The sequence below is a fragment of the Paraburkholderia phymatum genome, assembly GCF_038900715.1.
GTDB lineage: Bacteria > Pseudomonadota > Gammaproteobacteria > Burkholderiales > Burkholderiaceae > Paraburkholderia > Paraburkholderia phymatum_A.
The window spans coordinates 97,754-117,968 of sequence record NZ_JAYMRZ010000013.1; the positions used below are offsets into that span (position 1 = coordinate 97,754).

At 65.1% G+C, this 20,215-nt stretch carries 15 protein-coding genes; 7 read left to right on the forward strand and 8 right to left on the reverse strand.

Going from position 1 to position 20,215, the window contains the following annotated elements; translation table 11 throughout:
* Nucleotides 1–53 precede the first annotated feature (53 nt).
* The 3 genes from VSR68_RS23300 (at nt 54) to VSR68_RS23310 (ending at nt 5,081) form a co-directional block, all read left to right on the forward strand.
* Nucleotides 54–1,220 (forward strand): efflux RND transporter periplasmic adaptor subunit, encoded by a 1,167-nt coding sequence (locus VSR68_RS23300; RefSeq protein WP_342942095.1) that lies wholly within the window; start codon nt 54–56, stop codon nt 1,218–1,220.
* 11 nt (nt 1,221–1,231) lie between these two features.
* The gene (locus VSR68_RS23305) at nt 1,232–4,285 is read left to right on the forward strand and encodes an efflux RND transporter permease subunit (protein WP_342942096.1); all 3,054 of its coding nucleotides are present in this window, start codon (nt 1,232–1,234) and stop codon (nt 4,283–4,285) included.
* A 139-nt stretch (nt 4,286–4,424) separates the two neighbouring features.
* On the forward strand, nt 4,425–5,081 hold the full coding sequence (locus VSR68_RS23310; RefSeq protein ID WP_342942097.1) for a LysE family translocator: 657 nt from the start codon (nt 4,425–4,427) through the stop codon (nt 5,079–5,081).
* A 57-nt stretch (nt 5,082–5,138) separates the two neighbouring features.
* Here VSR68_RS23310 and rarD read toward each other — a convergent pair whose 3' ends face one another.
* Entirely contained in the window at nt 5,139–6,029 is an 891-nt protein-coding gene (rarD, locus tag VSR68_RS23315; RefSeq protein ID WP_342942098.1) for an EamA family transporter RarD, read from the reverse strand.
* 352 nt (nt 6,030–6,381) lie between these two features.
* Here rarD and VSR68_RS23320 point away from each other — a divergent pair, with 352 nt between their 5' ends.
* Complete coding sequence (locus tag VSR68_RS23320) at nt 6,382–7,170, forward strand: sulfite exporter TauE/SafE family protein (RefSeq protein WP_342942099.1); 789 nt, start codon at nt 6,382–6,384, stop codon at nt 7,168–7,170.
* Between the two features lie 8 nt (nt 7,171–7,178).
* Here VSR68_RS23320 and VSR68_RS23325 read toward each other — a convergent pair whose 3' ends face one another.
* The 3 genes from VSR68_RS23325 to VSR68_RS23335 all read right to left on the reverse strand — a co-directional run bounded on the left by VSR68_RS23325 (nt 7,179) and on the right by VSR68_RS23335 (nt 10,813).
* Nucleotides 7,179–7,433 carry a hypothetical protein gene (locus VSR68_RS23325; protein ID WP_342942100.1) on the reverse strand — a complete coding sequence of 85 codons (255 nt, stop codon included), beginning with the start codon at nt 7,431–7,433 and terminating at the stop codon, nt 7,179–7,181.
* 297 nt (nt 7,434–7,730) lie between these two features.
* On the reverse strand, nt 7,731–9,857 hold the full coding sequence (locus VSR68_RS23330) for a 3-hydroxybutyrate oligomer hydrolase family protein (protein WP_342942101.1): 2,127 nt from the start codon (nt 9,855–9,857) through the stop codon (nt 7,731–7,733).
* 599 nt (nt 9,858–10,456) lie between these two features.
* On the reverse strand, nt 10,457–10,813 hold the full coding sequence (locus VSR68_RS23335) for a BON domain-containing protein (RefSeq protein WP_342942102.1): 357 nt from the start codon (nt 10,811–10,813) through the stop codon (nt 10,457–10,459).
* A gap of 599 nt (nt 10,814–11,412) precedes the next feature.
* On the opposite strand from VSR68_RS23335, the gene VSR68_RS23340 reads away from it, so the two are divergent.
* From VSR68_RS23340 to VSR68_RS23350, 3 genes are all read left to right on the forward strand, one after another.
* The gene (locus tag VSR68_RS23340; RefSeq protein WP_342942207.1) at nt 11,413–12,981 is read left to right on the forward strand and encodes a TAXI family TRAP transporter solute-binding subunit; all 1,569 of its coding nucleotides are present in this window, start codon (nt 11,413–11,415) and stop codon (nt 12,979–12,981) included.
* Between the two features lie 156 nt (nt 12,982–13,137).
* Nucleotides 13,138–13,782, forward strand: coding sequence for a 2-hydroxychromene-2-carboxylate isomerase (locus VSR68_RS23345; RefSeq protein WP_342942103.1), 645 nt, complete (start codon nt 13,138–13,140; stop codon nt 13,780–13,782).
* A gap of 444 nt (nt 13,783–14,226) precedes the next feature.
* On the forward strand, nt 14,227–15,174 hold the full coding sequence (locus VSR68_RS23350) for a LysR substrate-binding domain-containing protein (RefSeq protein ID WP_342942104.1): 948 nt from the start codon (nt 14,227–14,229) through the stop codon (nt 15,172–15,174).
* Nucleotides 15,175–15,333: 159 nt separating this feature from the next.
* On the opposite strand, the gene xdhC is transcribed toward VSR68_RS23350, so the two are convergent.
* The 4 genes from xdhC to VSR68_RS23370 form a co-directional block, all read right to left on the reverse strand.
* Nucleotides 15,334–15,921: a xanthine dehydrogenase accessory protein XdhC gene (xdhC, locus tag VSR68_RS23355; RefSeq protein ID WP_342942105.1), complete on the reverse strand. Its 588-nt coding sequence runs from the start codon at nt 15,919–15,921 to the stop codon at nt 15,334–15,336.
* A 5-nt stretch (nt 15,922–15,926) separates the two neighbouring features.
* Nucleotides 15,927–18,308 (reverse strand): xanthine dehydrogenase molybdopterin binding subunit, encoded by a 2,382-nt coding sequence (gene xdhB, locus VSR68_RS23360; protein ID WP_342942106.1) that lies wholly within the window; start codon nt 18,306–18,308, stop codon nt 15,927–15,929.
* Between the two features lie 26 nt (nt 18,309–18,334).
* A complete protein-coding gene (gene xdhA, locus VSR68_RS23365; RefSeq protein ID WP_342942107.1) occupies nt 18,335–19,852 on the reverse strand; it encodes a xanthine dehydrogenase small subunit in 1,518 nt (505 codons plus the stop codon).
* 161 nt (nt 19,853–20,013) lie between these two features.
* The gene (locus VSR68_RS23370) at nt 20,014–20,205 is read right to left on the reverse strand and encodes a hypothetical protein (protein ID WP_342942108.1); all 192 of its coding nucleotides are present in this window, start codon (nt 20,203–20,205) and stop codon (nt 20,014–20,016) included.
* Nucleotides 20,206–20,215: the final 10 nt, after the last annotated feature.

The following is a 20,215-nucleotide window of genomic DNA, read 5'->3' on the forward strand; positions in this document are numbered from 1 at the left end:
GGGCTTACTCCCGTCTCATGCAGAGCAGTTTGCCGTGCAAGGACAAGACGACGATGACAACGAAAAGACCGATGACAAAGCGGACGATGACCAAGCGGATGATCATCATGCTGATCTGCGTGGGCGTACTGCTCGGCGCGCTGGTCGGCTTCAATCTGTTCAGGGCGCACATGCTCAAAAAGTTCATGGCGAGCAATGCCGTGCCGCCCGCGACCGTCACGGCCGCTGTCGCGGGCTATCAGACATGGCAGCCGCAGCTCGCCGCCGTGGGCAGCCTGCGCGCGGTGCGCGGCGTCGACGTGACGACGGAAGTGGCGGGGCTCGTGCGCGAAATCGCATTCAGCTCGGGCCAGGAGGTGAAGGCAGGCCAGGTGCTCGTGCGCCTGAACGACGATTCGGACCGCGCGCAGCTCGCGTCGCTGCAGGCCGCCGCGGAACTCGCGCAAACCGTCTACAAACGCGACAAGGCGCAGTTCGACATTCAGGCGATTGCGAGGGCGCAGCTCGACGCCGATGCCGCCGACCTGAAGAGCAAGAAAGCCCAGGTTGATCAGCAGGCCGCGCTCGTCGAAAAGAAAACGATACGCACGCCCTTCGCGGGACGCGTCGGCATCACGACGGTCAACCCGGGCCAGTACATCAATCCGGGCGATGCGATCGTCACGCTGCAAGCGATCGATCCGATCTACGCCGACTTCTATCTTCCGCAACAGCAGCTCGGGCAATTGCAGGTCGGTCAGGCCATCGTCGTCGATACGAATGCGTTCAGCAACCGCACGTTCGACGGCAAGATCCGCTCGATCAATCCGCGCGTGGACAGCACGACGCGCAACGTGCAGATCGAGGCGACCGTCGACAACCACGAGCGCAAGCTGCTGCCCGGCATGTATGCGAATGTGAAGATCGACGCGGGCGGCGTACAGCGCTATCTGACCTTGCCGCAAACGGCGATCACCTATAACCCGTACGGCGCGACCGTGTTCGTCGTGAAGCCCGGCGCGCAAAAGAACGCACAAGGCAAGATCATGCCTGTCGCGCAGCAGGTGTTCGTCACGCCGGGGCCGACACGCGGCGATCAGGTCGCGATTCTCAAGGGCATCAGCGAAGGCACGCAGGTCGTGACGAGCGGCCAGCTGAAGCTGAAGAACGGCACGCCGCTCGTGATCGACAACCGCGTGCTGCCTGCTGACAACCCGAATCCGACGCCTCAGGAACAATAAGAGGCCGCCCGATGAAATTCACCGACATTTTCATTGAACGCCCGGTGCTTGCATCGGTGGTGAGTCTGCTGATTCTCGTGCTCGGCTTGCGGTCGCTATCCGCGCTGAAAGTCGGCGAATATCCGCAGACCGAAAACGGCGTGGTGACGATCAAGACGTCGTACTACGGCGCGAGCGCCGACACGATGGCCGGCTTCATCACGCAGCCGCTCGAATCCGCGATCGCGCAGGCCCAGGGCATCGACTATATGTCGTCGACGAGCAGCACGGGCGTCTCGACGATCACCGCGACGCTGCGCCTGAACTACGACTCGAATCGCGCGCTGACGGAGATCAACACGCAGATCGCGTCGGTGCGCAACCAGTTGCCGCCGCAAGCGCAGCAGCCGGTGCTGACGGTGCAGGTGGGCCAAACGACCGACGCCATGTACATGGGCTTCTACAGCGACGTGCTGCCGAGCAACAACGTCACCGACTATCTGCTGCGCGTCGTGAAGCCGAAGCTCGATTCGATCCAGGGCGTGCAGACGGCGGAGATTCTCGGCGGACGTCAGTTCGCGCTGCGCGCCTGGCTCGATTCGAACCGGCTTGCCGCGCACAACGTCACGGCCGCCGACGTCTTCACGGCTCTCGGCAACAACAACTACCTGGCGACGCTCGGCACGACCAAAGGCCAGATGATCAGCGTCGATCTGAACGCGGGCACGGACCTGCATTCCGTCGACGACTTCAAGAAGCTCGTCGTCAAGCAGAAGAACGGCGCGATCGTGCGCCTCGAAGACGTCGCGAACGTCGTGCTCGGCGCGGACAACTACGATTTCAACGTCGCGTTCAGCGGCAAGCGTTCGGTGTTCATCGGCATCAAGGTGGCGCCCGATGCGAACGTGCTCGACGTCGCGAAGCGCGTGAAGACGATCTTCCCCGATCTGCAGAAGCAGTTCCCGACAGGCATGACGGGCGACATCGTCTACGACGCAACCGACTTCATCAACACGGCGATCGAAGAGGTGGTGAAGACGCTCGTCGAAGCGCTGCTGATCGTGACGGCCGTGATCTTCCTGTTCCTCGGCAGCTTCCGCGCAGTGATCGTGCCCGTGATCGCGATGCCGCTGTCGCTGATCGGCACGTTTTTCGTGATGCAGCTGCTCGGCTATTCGATCAATCTGCTGACACTGCTTGCGCTCGTGCTCGCGATCGGGCTCGTCGTCGACGATGCGATCATCGTGGTCGAGAACGTCGACCGGCATATGAAGGAGGAAGGCAAGCAGCCCTTCGAAGCCGCGCTGATCGCCGCGCGCGAACTCGGCGGACCGATTCTCGCGATGACGGTCGTGCTCGTTGCCGTGTACCTGCCGATCGGTTTTCAGGGCGGATTGACGGGCGCGCTCTTCACCGAATTCGCGTTCTCGCTGGCGGGCGCCGTGACGGTATCGGGCGCGATTGCGCTGTCTCTATCGCCGATGATGTGCTCGCGCTTCTTCCGCACGGATCAGGAGTCGGGGCGCTTCGCGCGCTTCGTCGACCGGCAGTTCGAGCGCGTGCATCGCGGCTATGGGCGTCTTCTGCACGCGATGCTCGACACGTGGCCCGTATTCATCGTGATGGGCGCGCTGCTGTTGTGCGGCACAGTGTATCTCTTCATGACGTCGCAATCGGAGCTTGCGCCGCAGGAGGACCAGGGCATCGTGCTGTCGCAGATCCAGGGCCCGCCGAACGCGACGATCCAGCAGATGCAGACTTACGCGGACCAGGTGTTCGACATCTCGAAGCAGTTGCCCGAGTACTCGCAGATGTTCCAGCTGACGGGCGCACCGACGCTGAACCAGGGCATCGGCGGCGTGCTCTTCAAGACGTGGGACAAGCGCAAGAAAGGCGCGACGCAATTGCAGCAGGAATTGCAGCAGCAATGGAACGGCATTGCGGGCGCGCGCGTCGCCGCGTTCCAGTTTCCGCCGCTGCCGGGCGCGCAAGGGCTGCCCGTGCAGTTCGTCATCAGCACGACGGAGCCGTTCGAGAACCTCAATGAAGTGTCGCAAGCGGTGCTGCAAAAGGCACGCGAAAGCGGCATGTTCTTCTTCGTCGACAGCGACCTGAAGATCGACAAGCCGGAAAGCGTGCTGCTCGTGGACCGCGACAAGGTCGCTTCGCTCGGCCTGTCGCAAAGCGACGTCGGGCAGACGCTCGGCGCGGCGCTCGGCGGCAACTACGTCAATTACTTTTCGATCGCGGGCCGCTCGTACAAGGTGATTCCGCAAGTGCTGCAAACGGACCGGCTGAACCCGTCGCAAGTGCTCGACTACTATTTGCGCACGCCCGATGGCAGCGTGATTCCCGCATCGACGGTCACGCATCTGAAGCAGACCATCGTGCCCGAGTCGATCAATCACTTCCAGCAGCTCAATTCAGCGACGATTTCCGGCGTGCTCGCGCCGGGCATCTCGCAGGGCGAAGTGCTCGACTTCCTGCGCAAGGCCACCACCGACGTCGCGCCGACAGGCTACACGGCCGACTATTCGGGCCTGTCGCGGCAGTTCGTGCAGGAGTCCGGCGGCTTCGTGATCACGCTGCTGTTCGCGACGATCATCGTGTTTCTCGCGCTCGCCGCGCAGTTCGAGAGCTTCCGCGATCCTGTCGTGATTCTCGTGTCGGTGCCGATGGCGCTGTTCGGCGCGCTCATCTTCATCAACATGGGACTCTCGACGCTCAACATCTACACGCAGGTCGGTCTCGTCACGCTGATGGGCCTCATCAGCAAGCACGGCATCCTGATCGTGCAGTTCGCCAACGAGCTGCAACGCGCGGGACGCCGCAAGCGCGAGGCGCTCGAAGAAGCGGCCGGCGTGCGCTTGCGGCCGATCCTGATGACGACGGCGGCAATGGTGCTGGGCGTGCTGCCGCTCGTGATCGCGTCGGGTGCGGGCGCGGCGGGCCGCAATGCGATGGGGCTCGTGATCTTCACGGGGCTGTCGATCGGCACGCTGTTCACGCTCTTCGTCGTGCCCGCGATGTATATGTTCCTCGCCGCCGATCATCATCGCGACAGGGAGCATCCGGTGGAGGCCTGAACGATCTGAGCCGCGACACGCGCGCTTTCGCGACGAACGCGCGGCCGTTTTTTGCCGGCATTGCCCGCCGGCGCGCCGCGCGGCTATGCTTGCGGATGGCCATCCGGCATGGCCCTCGTCATAACACACAGGAGCATCGATGTTCAGTCCCGGTCTTTTTCTCACGGCAGCGGGCGTGGGTCTCGCGGTCGCGGCGCCCGTCGGTCCGATGGGCATGCTGTGCATTCGCCGCACGCTCACCGATGGTCCGCGCGCCGGTCTCGCGATCGGCTTCGGCATTGCAGGCGGCGATGCGTTCTACGGCCTGATCGCCGCGCTCGGTCTCGTGAGCGTGTCGCAGTTCATGCTGGCCTATGACAAGCCGCTGCATATCGTCGCGGGGCTCTTTCTGCTGTATCTCGGCATTCGCACGATGTTGCAGAAAGTGCCCGCCGACAATGGGAACAACGGCGGCAACGGAAACAACGGCGAAGGCAGGCTCGCGGGCATCGGCCATGCCGGCGCGCTGAAGGCTTTCGCTAGCGCGCTGCTGCTCACGCTGACCAACCCGCAGACGATCATCATGTTCGCCGCCCTCTTCACGACGCTCGCGCCACGCGGACCGTTTTCGTCGAACGTCGCGCTCACGACGGTATTGGGCGTATTTTGCGGATCGATTGCCTGGTGGTGCCTTCTCGTGACGGCCGTGTCGCTCGCGCGTCATGCGATCGGGCACAAGCTGCGCGTTGTCATTGATCGCATTGCGGGATTTGCACTGGCCGCGTTCGGCGTCGCCGAAGTGCGCCGCGCGATCTGACGCAGGCGCTTGCATATCGTCAGCAGCAAGCCGGGCCGCCTGCGGGCGGCCTTTCGTTTATCGCGTCGCCGTCACGCCCCGCGCGAAGCGCGCGCGCCACAAGCCGTCGAGCGAATAGAGGGCGAGCGCGATCCAGATCGCGCCGTAGCCGATCAGTTGCACGTGTCCGAACGGCTCCTGATAGATCAGCACGCCGATCAGCAGTTGCAGCGACGGCGTCACGTACTGGATGAGCCCGAGCATCGACAGCGGAATGCGCCGCGCGCCCGCAGCGAACAGGAGCAGCGGCACGGCCGTGATCGGGCCGGCGAGCGCGAGCAGCACCTTCACGCCGAACGACGCGTCGCCGAAACCGCTCGCCCCATGCGACGACGCGACGAACAGATACAGCGCGGCAACGGGAAAGAGCAGCACCGTTTCGAGCGTCAGCCCTTCGAGCGCGCCTAGCTGCGCCGTCTTGCGCAGCAGTCCGTAGCCCGCGAAGCTGAACGCGAGCGCGAGGCTGATCCACGGCGGATGGCCGTTTTCCCACGTGAGCCACAGCACGCCGCACGCGGCGACGGCCACCGAAAGCCACTGCACGCGGCGCAGCCGCTCCCCGAGAAACACGAAGCCGAACAGCACGTTGATCAGCGGGTTGACGAAGTACCCGAGGCTCGCCTCGACGATATGCCCCGCGTTGACGGCCCAGATATAGGTGCCCCAGTTCGTCGACAGCAACAGCGCGCTCGCGGCGAAGCGTCCGAGCAGCTTCCGGTCGCGCAGCACGGGACCGAGCCAGCGCCATTGCTGCCGCACGGCCAGCACGATGAAAAGAAACAGCATCGACCACACCATCCGGTGCGCGAGCATTTCGATCGGCGAAATCTGGTGCAGCGTCTTGAAGTAGACGGGAAAGAGTCCCCAGAGGGTGAATGCGAGGACTGCGTAGGCGACGCCGTAGTTCATTTTTATCGGTCTGCGGATGGGGAGGCACGGGCAACGCATCGCGCGGCGCACATCGTCGACGCCCCGTGCAAGCGCCGTCCGACGCGCCCGCGGCGCCCGAAACGCTATTGTAAACGGGCGGTGGGAGCCGGCATCATTGCGGACATCGGCGGACATCAGGACGTTGCGCCGCCGGTTTTGCGACAATAGCGGTCTTTCGCCGCGCCGCAGCCCGATGGAACCGCCCGACGGACTGCCCGAGCCCCCGCCTGAGGAACCGCCTTCAGGCACAGCCCGCGCGCGGCTTCTGGCGACAGTACCGGCAAGCCTGCCCGCAACCGAATTCTTTAAGAGACCGTCCGCGGTCCGAGCAATGGCACTTCCCCACATCGATCTCCTGTATTCCGCGTCGGGCCTTTTCGTCGGCTTTCTGGTCGGGCTGACGGGCGTCGGCGGCGGCTCGCTGATGACGCCGATCCTCGTGCTGCTCTTCAACATCCATCCGGCGACGGCCGTCGGCACGGACCTGCTGTACGCGGCCGCGACCAAGGCGACGGGCACGCTCGTGCACGGCGTGAAGGGATCGATCGACTGGCAGGTGACGCTGCGGCTGGCGGCCGGCAGCGTGCCCGCCGCGACCGTCACGCTGATCCTGCTGCATCGCTACGGAATGGAATCGCAGCGCGGCGGCCATCTGATTTCCGTCGTGCTCGGTGTCGCGCTGCTGATCACCGCGATCGCGCTGGTGTTCCGGCCGCAGCTCACCGCGTTCGCGGCCTCGCGCCGGCGCGCGACGGGCCAGGGCAGCACGCTCGCGCTGACGATGCTGACGGGGGCCGTTCTCGGCGTGCTGGTGTCGCTGACGTCGGTGGGCGCGGGCGCGATCGGCGTGACGGTGCTGCTGCTGCTCTACCCGATGCTGCCGATCACGCGCATCGTCGGCTCGGACATCGCGCATGCCGTGCCGCTCACGCTGCTCGCGGGCGCGGGCCACTGGCTGCTCGGTTCGGTCAACTGGTCGCTGCTCGCGTCGCTGCTGGTCGGCTCGATTCCGGGCATCATGATCGGCAGCTATCTGGCGTCGAAGGCACCGGACAAGCTGCTGCGCAACCTGCTCGCGGCGACGCTGACACTCGTCGGCGTGAAGCTCGTGATGGCATGACGCGACGGTCATTTGAAGAAGCGGCAGTTGAGGTCGGTTTCGAACTGCCGGATCCAGTGGCCTGCCTGGTCCTCGTGATACGACTGCGCCCAGCCGCCGCGCCGTATCGTCAGGAGGCGCGCGTGGTGTGAAGCGTCGTCGGGATCGTCGGTGGCGCTGATGTCGAAATGCGCGGGCGCAAAACCATGCCGCGCGCACACGAGTTCGAACGCGGCGCGTTCGCCGATCGGAAGATCGGTGTAAATGAAGGCGTGTCTGTCCATGGCCGTCGCTCCGGAAGCGTCGATACTTCACAGTACTTCACGCGACGGGTAAACAGTGTGTCACGGCGTACAAGCACGATGGTCCGTCGCGTTTAAACGATGCACACGCGGCGTGTCCGACAAGGTGCTTGCAAGGCACCCTGCGTTCGGCTCCATTCGTGTGCATCGTTGCGACGGCATCTCATGCGCGCGTCACACCGCTCGCGTCATTTCCGCGCTGACTTTCCGCACTGACGCGAGCGATGCGATCGTCGCTACGGCAAGCGGCGCTTCATGTCCTTCATACCTTCATGCCCTTCACTTGGGCACGTTCACCGCGCCCGCTCCGACCTGAATCGCATTCGCACCCGGACTCATCGAGATCGCGGGCAGATTCGCCGTCGTCAATGCAGGCGCAGCACCCGGCGTGCCACCGCGCGGCACTGCGCGGATCACCTGCGACGGCGGCAGCGGCGCGCCGCTCTTCAGGTGATTCCACATCAGATCGAGTGCCTGGATGTTGTAGTAATGAACCGGGATGAAGCGCGTGTCGAAACCGGCCGTGCTGAGGAACGCGTCGAAGTGCTGGCCGTTCATCACTTCATAGAACGACAGCTGGCTCTTCGATCCCTCCGTGATGTTGTTCATCGCCAGATACGCGCGCGATGCGTGATTCACGGGCACGAGGGCATCGCTGCGGCCCTGCACGATGATGGCCGGCTTGCCGTGCAGATTCGCGTTCACGCGGATCGCGTTGACGTTGTCCTGCATGCGCTGGTCGCCCGTCGTCCACAGCGCGCGCAGACACGCGGCGCCCGTGAAGCTGGCGTCGGCCGTCGCGAGCCGATGGTCCGCGCCGCCCGGCGCCGCCGAGTTGTTGTAGACGAGGTTGATCCCGTTGGTCGGCGGCACGCCGTTGCCCAGGCCGAAGATGGAGAACATCGGCGGCGCCGCCGGCGCGACGCCCGCTGCGCCCGTCGTCGCGTTCGTCGTGCCGAAGCTGAAGCCGCACAGATTGTCGACGACGCTCGACTTCGTGTACGCGTTCGCATACGTGACGGCGACGGCGGGCACGGCCTGCGAATCCCACATCGGCGCGTGCAGGAGGTCCGAATCGGTTTCGTAGCCGGCCTCGTGCAGACGGTTGAGCGCATCGTTGGCCTGGCTCGTTTCGTCCGCGCCGCTTACGAAGCCGCCTGCCGCCAGCGACGCGCAGCGCGCCGCGCGGATCGCCTGGGTGGTCGCGAGCGGCAGCGCCGTCAGATACGGCGAGCCTGTCGCCGCCGTCGCGGCCGCCGCGCACGGCTGCAGCATGTTCGCGTAGGTCATGTAGTCGGCCAGCGGCGCGCCCGCTGCGGGAATGGGGACGGCCCCCTCCAGCACCTTCGCCGACGACGCCATGCGCAGGTTGATCTGCGGCTCGCCGACGACGACAGCTGTGATCCACCCTTGCGTGTCCTGCTCAGCCGCCGCGAGCGACGCGCCGCCGCCGTTGCTGACGGACGCCGCGATCGTCGTGATGCTGCCGGGGTTGTAGCGCACGCCGTGCTGCTGGCCGTTGTTGTCGACGGCCGGCGCGAACTGCTGGTTGAGCGCCCAGTACGCGAACTGCACGGCTTCGAGCGTGTTCTTCCCCCAGTCCTGCTCGGGATTCTGCTGCGAGTGCGCGTGCTTGAACGCGTAGCGGTTCGGAAAGCCGGTGTTGAACGTCGACAGTGCGCTCGACGACACGTTCGCCGTGAAGAGGCTCTTCGTGCCCGCCGCCGTTGCCGCCGCGACCGTGCCGTTCATCAGCGTGATGAGGCTCGTCGCCAGTTCGTGCGCGCCGTTGCCGCTGCCCTTGTCGGTGTAGGCGACCGCGCAGCCGCGCTTGAGGCCCCACTCGCCCGCCGCCGAAATCGCGCCGTAAACGCCGCGCGAACCCGACGACGTCGCCGTGACGATGCACGGATTGTTCGGGTCGAACGTGGACGGCACCTGCACCATCAACGTCACGTTCTGCTGGCCGGTGCCGTTGTCGGCGTAGGCGAGATACTCGGTGCCGGCGATCTTGCCCTCGCCAAGCGTGTCGTTGCCGTTCAGGTCGACGTTGGGCCCCCAGAAGCGTCCATAGCCGCCGTTCGCCGACATGTCGACGAGCGCCCGGTAGTTCGACCAGATCGCAAGGCGGCGCAACTCGGCGGGCGTCGGCGCGGCGGAGTTCGCGAACGAAGGCGGCGTCGCCGAGCCGAGGCCCGTCTTGCCGAGGCCGCCCGTCAGCAGGTCGTCGCTGTTGCCGTCATAGGCGGTCGTCGTGACGCTGCTGGACACCACGAACGAAGGCAGCGCGTTGGTGGTCGGGTTGTTGTGGTGATCGTCGCCGTGGCCACACGCGGCGAGCAGTATCGCGGACATCGTCGTGCAAAGAGCAGTGGCGGCACGTCTGAACGGCAGTTTCCCTGTCATCGTCGTCTCCATTGTCTTGTTGTTTCGGCGCCGGGGCTCATCCGCTGCCGTCAGTCGAAGCACGCAGCGGGCGAGCCGACGGCGGCTGCTCCAATGCAAGTTTCGCGCCGAATGCACGGATGTCGCGTCGGCGGCGCTGCCGTGCAGGTTCACAGCGCTTTCGCGCTTCGGATGAACACGAACGCGAGCCACGAGTGCCGTCTTGTTCCGTAGACAATCCCGTGGCGCTGAAACCCATCGCGCCATGCCCGCATGGCCGGGAATATCGGTCGGATGCGGGTTTCGAGGCAACGGGCTGTCCGTCTACGCGCGGAGACGAGGGCCACGCCGTCCCGTTTCGTGGAGAGACACGGGCCTTCGCGCAGCCGCCTGCCGCGTGTGTCCCCCGCTTGCCGAGCGCGAGCGCCACGCGACGCCGGAGAAAACCGCGCAAAACCGTACCAAACAAAAACGGGCTTCCGTTCGGCACGGAAGCCCGCTTGTCATTCTGACCGGTAAGGACGCCGCAAGATGCACGGTGCCGCTCGTCGTACTGCCGGTCGTCCGCTGCCCGCGCCATCCGGACCGCGGTCCCTCCGACGCGAGCGCGGCAGCATCGCTTATTGCTGCTGAACGTTGATCTTGTTCGTCACGGAAGTCACGCCCGCAACGCCCTTCGCCACATCGCCAGCCTTCTGGATCTGGTCGTTGTCGGGCGCCGTGCCCGTCAGCGTGACTGCGCCGCCATGGGCGCGGACGTTGATCGCCGATACGTCGAGGCCTTGCGCCTTCGCGAGCGCCGCGCGGACCTTCTTGCCGAGCGCGCGGTTCTCCTTCTTGGCAGCCTTCGAATTGGCAGCGGGCGTTTCCGCCGTCGTGCCAGTGGACGTGGAGTCGCTTGCCTGGGCATACGTGTGGCATGCGACGACCATTGCGACAACACCACCCAGTGCCTTCAGAAAATCGACCGATTTCATGACTTCTCCTTTTTGCTTTGGTTTGGACCGCGTTTGGCTAGCGGCTTGGTTACGACTGCGGGCGACCCGATTGCACGCGGCGCACAAAGGCGCAACGAGGCAATGGCGGGCCTGGAGCGTTGTCACGGTCTGCGAGAGAGGCATTGGAAGGTGCGACGGCCGGCGCTACCGATGCGCAGCGGTTCATTACGTTGGCCGTCCGCCGCGCGTCGGCGGCGCGCCCTGGTCTCGTGAGTCCGGCCGGGTCGCGCAGCGCGAACGTTGTTTCGCGGCAGCGATGCCAATGTAATCTAGCCGCGAAAGTTCTGCAAAGGATATCGCGCTTTCGTCGCGCTTCGCGGTGCAACGTCGGGCTTCGTTGGCCTGCGCGCCGACGATGTCGAATGAATGCCGGCTCACGCTTTGTTACGCGTTTATGGCAGCGCGTCCGGTTGCGCGCGCCGCCGCGCCTTCAATCTCATGTACCATCGGCGCGAACGTCGAAACGGGCGGGCCGTATTTGCAGCAGACACAGCAGGCGGGCGCGAGCCGTTGCGCCCACGAAAGCCCGATCGACATCGTTGAGCCAACCTGACCACTTCCTGACCACACGCATTCCCATGAAGCCTTCCGACGGAACTCCACCGGAACGCACTCCTCGCCGCAAGCCGCCCCACCTCGTCGCCCGCTTCGTGGCGATTTCATGGCGCGATCTTGCCGTGTCGTTCGGCCCGATCCTGCTGATCAGCGCAATCGCGATCTACATCGCCGTGCGCCTGATCCAGCCCGCGCCGCCCGACACGCTGACGATGGCGGCCGGCCCGAAAGGCAGCACCTTCTGGGTGGCCGCGCAGAAGTACAAGGCCATCCTCGCGCGCAACCGGATCACGCTCAACGTGCTGGAGACGGAAGGCTCCGCCGACAACCTCAAACGTCTGACCGATCCGCATGCGGACGTCGACGTCGGCTTCGTGCAGGACGGCATCGCGCCATCGAAGGAGACGATGGACGGGCTGATGTCGCTCGGCAGCGTCGCTTACGTGCCCGTCGCGATCTTCTATCGCGGGGCGATGATCACGCTGCTGTCCGAGTTCAAGGGCAAGCGCGTCGCGATCGGCGCCGAAGGCAGCGGCACGCGCGAACTGGCGCTGCAACTGCTGAAGGCCAACGGCATCACGCCCGACGGCCCGACGAAGCTGCTGCCGCTCTCCGGTGACGACGCCGCTCAGGCGCTGATCGCGGGCAAGATCGACGCGGCCATCCTCACGGGCGACAACGCGCAGCCTCCCGTGATGGGCAAGCTGTATCGCACGGCGGGCGTGCAGTTCTACGATTTCACGCAGGCGGGCGCATATGCGCGGCGCTTTCCGTATCTGACGCAGCTCGAAATGCCGATGGGCTCGTTCGACCTGGGCAAGAACCTCCCGTCGACGACGCTGCACATGATCGCGCCGACGGAAGAACTGGTCGCGCGCGGTTCGCTGCATCCGGCGCTCTCCGATCTGCTGATCGAAGCGGCGCGCGAGGTTCACAGCAAGGCGAGCGTGATGCAGAGGGCGGGCGAATTCCCCGCGCCGCTCGCGCATGACTTTCCGATCAGCGACGATGCCGCCCGCTACTACAAGTCGGGCAAGGGCTTTCTCTACCGCATCCTGCCGTTCTGGCTCGCGAGCCTCGCGGACCGGCTGCTGGTCGTGCTGGTGCCGGTCATCGTCGTGCTGATTCCGGGGCTCAGGCTCGTGCCGTCGCTGTATGCGTGGCGCGTGAAGTCGCGTATCTACCGCTGGTACGGCGCGCTGATCGCGATCGAGCGCGAGGCGCTCAACGATACGTCGGCGGCCGAGCGCGAGGCGCTCGTCGAGCGGCTCGACAAGATCGAGGAGTCGGTCAACGGACTGAAGATGCCGCTTGCCTATGCCGACCAGTTCTACGTGCTGCGCGAACATATCGGCTTCGTGCGGGCGCGCCTCACGCGCGATTCGGAAGCGGCCACGACGGCTGCCGCGCGCGACGCGACGGACGACGCGCAATCGACCGAATCGTCCGCCGGTTCGGCGGATTCGACTGGCTCGACGGGCTCGCCGGACGAAGCACGCGCCCATTCCGGTGGCGCGATCAGCCGCGCCGAAGCACGCGCCGCCAGTCACGAAGCTCACGAGAGCCGCGAAAGGCCGGACCACGACGCGTGACCGTTCCCGTGAACGCCTGCTGAAGAGCCGGACGCAACAGCGCCGTTTCATCAAATGATGCGAACGGGGCGTGCTTTGCGTAAGATCGAATCAACCAGAACGGGCTGACGCACGGCATCCGCGACCGCCCGCCGAATCAGGAAACCGGGAGACATCATGACCGATGGCATCGACGCCACGCAGCCACTGTGGTTTTACGACTTTGTCTCACCGTTCTCGTATCTGCTGCTCGAACAGCACGACAAATGGCCGGGGCTGCCGTTCGTGTTCACTCCTGTTCAGCTGAACGATCTGTATCGCCACTGGCGGCAGCGGATCGCCTACGACGTACCCGCGAAGCGCATTTTCACGTACCGCTACGCGCTCTTTCGCGCCGAGCAACTGGGCATTCCATTCCGGATGCCGCCCGCGCATCCGTTCGACTCGGCCAAGCCGATGCTGCTCGCGACGGCGCTCGGCGCCGATTTGAACACCGTGCGCGAAATCTTCCGCTTCATCTGGCGCGACGGCCGCGATCCGTCGACAGCGGATGGCTTCGCCGCGTTGTGCGAGCGCCTGAACGTGTCCGACGGCGAGGCGCTGATCGCACGCGAAGCGACGCGCGCGCAACTGACCCGCAACGGCACCGACGCGATCGCCATCGGCGTGTTCGGCGTGCCGACGTTCTGGCTCAACAAGCAATTGTTCTGGGGCGAAGACGCGCTGCCGATGGTGCTCTACTGCGCGCGCACGCCGAACTGGCTCGAATCGAAGGAAGTGAAGCGCATCACGTCGCTGCCGTCGGGACTCTCGAAGGCCTGAGCGGAGGGTGTCTGGCGGAAGCGTCCGTTGCCGGGCGACTGCTGCACGGTGGCTTGTCGCGCGGCGCTGGCGGCGCACGTCGTGCATCGCGTGGCGCCCGTGGCGCGACACCCGTTGCACGACACACCCGTTGCACGACGCCCGCTGCACGACGCCCATTACACGGCACCCGTAGCACGACGCCCGATGCACGACACCCTTGCACGACGCGACTGCACGACGCCATTGAACGACGGCATTGCACGACGCCCACAAAGCGCGCTGCTCACGGTCCGTGATGCCCGTTATACCGCTTGCGCTATGGCCGGCGCGGGGCAAACGGGCCTAAGGTTATAGCTTCGCGCGTGCGGCGCGTTGCAGGCAACGGGATCACTGCCCGCGCGATGCACGGTTCGATACCCGCATTCGAATGCCTTCAACGGGCCTTCCCCGCCCCGCCGATTCATGGACGACAACGCCGCTTCACTCGATATCTGGCTCGTGCGCGTGCTGCGCACGCTGCTCGTCGAGCGCAGCGTCACGCAGACCGCGTTGCGGCTGAACCAGACGCAGCCCGCCATCAGCACTGCGCTGCGCAAGCTGCGCGAAACGCTGAACGATCCCATCCTCGTGCGCGGCAAGTCGGGCATGGTGCCGACGGAGTACGGCGAATCACTGCTCGCTTCCGCGCAGAAGGTGCTGCGCGACGTCGATTTCGTCGCGACGCCTCATGGCGACTTCGATCCGGGACGCTCGCGCCGCACGTTCCGCGTCGCCGCGCCCGATTATCTGAACGACTTCTTCATGCCGACGGTGATCGCGCAGTTCCGCGAGGCGGCGCCGCATGCGCGGCTCGAAATCGAATCGCTCGGGCCGCTGCTCGATCATGCGTCCGCGCTCGATGCAGGCGAACTCGATCTCGTGATCGGCAACTGGCCGAAGCCCGACCCGCGCTTCGAGCGCAGCGACCTGTTCTCCGATACCGTCGTGTGCATGATGCGCGCCGATCATCCCCTCGCGAAAGCGCCGCTCACACGCGACGCGTATCTCGCCGCGCCGCATCTCGCGCCCGCGCACTACAGCGGCGCGCGCGGCGGCGCGATCGACACGGGCTTCAAGCGAGCGAACGCGTCGCGGCGCATCGTCGCCACGCTGCCCTACTTCGGGCTCGTGCCGCAAGTGCTGCTGCAATCCGACCTGATCTTCACGACGACGCGCCGCTTCGCGCGGCATTATGCGGAGATGCTGCCGCTCGCGGTCGTCGACGTGCCGATTCCGTTTCCGCGCATCAAGTGCTATCAGATGTGGCATCCGCAGCCGGACCGGCCAAGCGATATCGCGTGGCTGCGCGGACTGATGGCGCAGGTGTCGGAGATGCTGGTGGCGGCGAAGGGGCGGCGGGGGACGAAGTAAAGCGCGGCGAGATCGTTCGCGGATGCCCGCGCGGAGCGAGGCAAAAGCGAAGCAAACGAAAGCAGCAAACAAGAGCAGCAAACGAAAAAAGCGAACGCAAAAAAACAGGCGCAGCAGCAGCCTTTGCTGCCGCGCCCGCTGGAGGAACCGAACGTCGCTTCAAACGCCGATACAGTGCGCGTTCCGAGCGGAGCCAAAATCCACAAGCGAAACCTGCTGCGTACGCACTTGCAGCAGCTCGGCGCACACGGCCACCGCGATCGACGGCGGCGCCTTGTCGACGATCCCCGGCACGCCGATCGGACAGGTCATTTCAAAGAGGCGCTCGGCATCGACGCCCCGATCGATCAAACGACGCTCGAACTTCACGCGCTTGGTCTTCGATCCGATCAGCCCGAAGTACGCGAAATCGCGCCGCATGATGCGCTCGGTCAGCGAAAAATCGAGCGCGTGATTGTGCGTCATCACGAGGAAGTACGCGCCCGGCGGCGCTTCGTCGACGATGGCAGCGGGCGTGTCGGTCGCTTCGACCTGCACGTTCGCGGGCACTTCGTCGGGGAACAGTTCGTCGCGTTCGTCGACCCATTGCACGACGCACGGCAAACGGCCAAGCAGCGCGATCAGCGCATGACCGACGTGGCCCGCGCCGAACAACACGATATGCATCGGCGGCGGCAACTTCGTCGCATGCCCGCTGCGTCGGCCGATCTGAACGGGCATGTCGGTGAAAGACGGGACGCGCATCATGGCGGTCACTCCGCAACTCGGGTTGAGCGCCCGTCCAGGCAGGCGGCACGCACCGCGCCGATCGCCTTCAGGATTTCTTCGCCCGTCGCGGGCGCGTTCAGCGGCGGATTCACGTTGTAATCGCCGACGGCGGCCACCGCATCGCGGATCGCGAAGAACACCGAGAACGGCAACAACAGCGGCGGCTCGCCTGTCGCCTTCGAGCGGTGAATGCTGTCCTCCGCGTTGCGGTTCTTGAAGAGGCGCACGCGGAAATCGGGCGGCGTATCGTTGACGGTCGGAATCTTGTAGGTGGATGGCGCGTGCGTCATCAGCCTGCCGCCCGCGTTCCACCACAACTCTTCCGTCGTCAGCCAGCCCATGCCCTGGATGAAGCCGCCTTCGACCTGGCCGACATCGATGGCCGGGTTCAGCGACGCGCCCACATCGTGCAGCGCATCGGCGCGCAGCACGCGCATTTCGCCCGTCAGCGTGTCGATCACGACTTCGGACACGGCCGCGCCATACGAGTAGTAGAAGAACGGCCGCCCTTGCAGCTTCGCCTGATCCCAGTAGAGCTTCGGCGTCGCGTAGAAACCGTCGGACCACAACTGCACGCGCGCGAGATACGCTTTCGCGATCACTTCTTCGAACGGCACGACGGCATCGCCGACCAGCACGCAATCGCCCGCGAATCGCACCTGCGACGCCGTCACTTCGCCCGCGCCGAACTTGTCGGCGGCAAACGTGGCGAGACGCTCGCGCAACTGGCGCGCGGCATCCTGCGCGGCCTTGCCGTTCAAGTCCGAGCCCGTCGATGCCGCCGTCGCCGACGTGTTCGCGACCTTCGACGTATCGGTCGCCGTCACGCGCACGCGATCGAAACTCACGCCCAGTTCATGCGCGACCACCTGCGCGACCTTCGTGTTGAGCCCCTGGCCCATTTCCGTGCCGCCATGATTCACGAGCACGGAGCCATCGGTATAGATGTGAACGAGCGCGCCCGCCTGGTTGAAGTGCGTGACGTTGAACGCGATGCCGAACTTCACGGGCGTCAGCGCGAGGCCCTTTTTCAGCACGTCGTTGTTGCGGTTGAATTCGAGCACTTCGGCGCGGCGCTTGCGATAGTCGCTCGTCGCTTCGAGTTCGTCGATCAGCTCGTGAATCACGTTGTCTTCGACGATCTGGCCATACGGCGTCTGGTTGCGCCCGGTCTTGCCATACAGATTGCGGCGGCGCACGTCGAGCGAGTCCATCCCGAGCGAACGCGCGATATCGTCGATGATGTACTCGATCGCGAACGCGCCCTGCGGGCCGCCGAAGCCGCGAAACGCTGTGTTCGACTGCGTGTTCGTCTTGCCGCAGAAGCCGTCGATCGCGACGTCCGACAGGTAGTACGCGTTGTCGAAGTGACAGACGGCGCGCGTCATCACGGGACCGGACAGGTCGGCGGAAAAGCCGCAGCGCGACGTCATGTCGACGGACACGCCTTCGATCACGCCTTCGTCGTCGTAGCCGACTTCATACGTATAGTGGAAATCGTGGCGCTTGCCCGTGACCATCATGTCGTCGTCGCGATCGGGACGCAGCTTGACGGGACACAGCAGCTTCCATGCAGCGAGCGCCGCGCAGCACGCGAACAGCCCCGACTGCGATTCCTTGCCGCCGAAGCCGCCGCCCATCCGGCGGCATTCGACCAGCACGTTGTGCGAGTGGACACCCAGCATGTGCGAGACGAGATGCTGCATTTCGCTCGGATGCTGCGTCGAGCACCACACGTGCATGCCGTCGTCGTCCTTCGGCACCGCGTATGAAATCTGGCCTTCCAGATAGAACTGCTCCTGGCCGCCGAGCAGCATTTCGCCCGCTTCGCGATGCGTCGCGCGCTGCAGTTTCGATGCGGCGTCGCCGCGCGCGAGCTTCATCGGCGGAATCACGCTCTGGTTCGCGACGCGCGCCTGCTGTGCCGTCAGCACGGCGGGCAGTTGCTCGAATTCGAATTCCGCGCGACGCGCGCCGAGACGCGCCGCATCGTGCGACGTCGCGACGACGATGAACATCGGCTGGCCGACGTATTGCACGATGCCGTCCGCGAGAATCGGATCGTCGCCCTTGACGATCGGCGCGCAGTCGTTGTGGCCGGGAATATCGTCAGCGGTGAAGACGGCGACGACGCCGGGCGTCGCGCGCACCTTGTCGAACTTCATCGACACGATCTTCGCGTGCGCTTTCGGCGACAGTCCGAGCGCCGCGTGCAGCGTGCCCGCGAGTTCGGGCATGTCGTCGGTATAGCTCGCGCGGCCGCTCACATGCAGATGCGCGGATTCATGCGGACGCGACAGGTGTACTTGCGTGAAGTCGGCGAGTTCGGTGGCGTCCTTCAGGAACGGTTCGGCTTGCTGGTTCATTCTGCTGGTTCTCCGTGATCCTGTTTTCAGGCTGCCACACCGGCCGCGACGACTGCACGCACATCGAGCGCGCTCTTTTGCAGCGGATCGTTCGGGCGCGTTTCGAGCCAGAAGCGGTACAGCGTGTTCTTCGCGGTTTCGAGCCGATAGCCGCTCGTCGCGCGCATGTCGGTAAGCGGCTCGTAGTCCTTCGCGAGCGCGATCATCGCGGCCTGCGCGGTGGCTTCGTGCCAGTTGGCATCGGCGAGTGCGGCTTCGGCATGCGTCGCGCGCTTCGGGGTCGCCGCCATGCCGCCGAACGCGATACGCGGCTCGCGGATCATGTCGCCGTCCGCGATGAACGAGAACGCGGCGCACACGGCGGAAATATCCGAGTCGAAGCGCTTCGAAATCTTGTACGTGCGGAACGTGAAGTGCCTGCGCGCTTCGTTGCGCGCGGGCACTTTAAGACCCACGACGAACTCATGCTCGGCCATGTCCTTCTTCTGATACGCGAGATACAGGTCTTCGAGCGGCAGCTCGCGTTCGACGTCGCCGCCGCGCAACACGACACGCGCGCCGAGCGCGATCAAGCCCGGCATCGAATCGCCGATGGGCGAACCGTTCGCCACGTTGCCGCCGAGCGTGCCCGCGTTGCGAATCGGCAGCGATGCAAAGCGCTGCCACATCTCGGTGAGTTCGGGATACTGCTTCGCCAGCTCGGCATACGCGCGCTCGACCGTCACGCCCGCGCCGATTTCGATCCAGTCGTCGTTTGTCTCGACTTTCTGCATCTCGGCGATCTGGCCGACATACACGATATGACCCAGGTCGCGCATCATCTTCGTGACCCACAGGCCGATGTCGGTGCTGCCCGCGAGAATGCGGGTCGCGGGCGCGTCGGCCTTGATCTTCGCGAGCGCGTCAACGGTGCGCGGCGCGTCGAATGTCTGGCCGTTGCATTCGTAGTGGAAGGTGTCGCCGCGCTCGAGCGTCGCAAGCTTTTCGGCCAACGCCTTCGCATCGACGGGCGCTTTCGGCGCGGGCAACTGGAACATGCGCTCGGCCGCATCGACGATCGGGCGGTAGCCCGTGCAGCGGCACAGGTTGCCCGTCAGCGCGTTGGCGATCTCGGCGCGATCGGGCACGGTCCGGTTCGCGCACGCATGCTCGTGGCCATGCTTCTCGTACATCGACCACATCGACATCACGAAGCCCGGCGTGCAGAAACCGCATTGCGAGCCGTTGCACTCGACCATCGCCTCTTGCACGGGATGCAGGGCGCCGTCCGGCTGGCGCAGGTCTTCGACGGTGAAGAGGGCTTTGCCGTCGAGCGTCGGCAGAAACTGGATGCACGCGTTGACGGCCTTGAAGCTGACGCCACCTGCGTCGTCGCGTTCGCCGATCACCACCGTGCACGCGCCGCAATCGCCTTCCGCGCAGCCTTCCTTGGTGCCCGTGCAGCGCGCGTCCTCGCGCAGGTATTGGAGAACGGTGCGTGTGACGGGCGCGTCGGTGATCTCACGGATCGCGTTGCGATGGTAGAAGCGGATCGGCTGGCTCATGTCTCGTGCTCGTTTCGGTTATTCGCATCCGCATGGGGAATGCGGACGGTGCGGCTGACGGTTCGAAAAGTAGCATCATCAATCATCGCAACCCATAGGCTCGATCGCATGGGGGACATACAGCTGGAGCGATAAATTGAGACGGCGGCGGGTCGCTGCGCTTATGTCGCCACGTCGGATTCGAGCTGTTTTGATTGATATTCGCTCATATAGGACAGCACATGCGCTGACGGCGCGCAATCAAAACCTGCCAGGAGCCAGGAAAATTGACGGGAACCCGTCAGAACCCTCGTGCAGCCCTGTTTCATCGACGAGAAAATATCGAGCAAGGTCTGCAAAGGAATCGGTTCCATGGGAAAATCA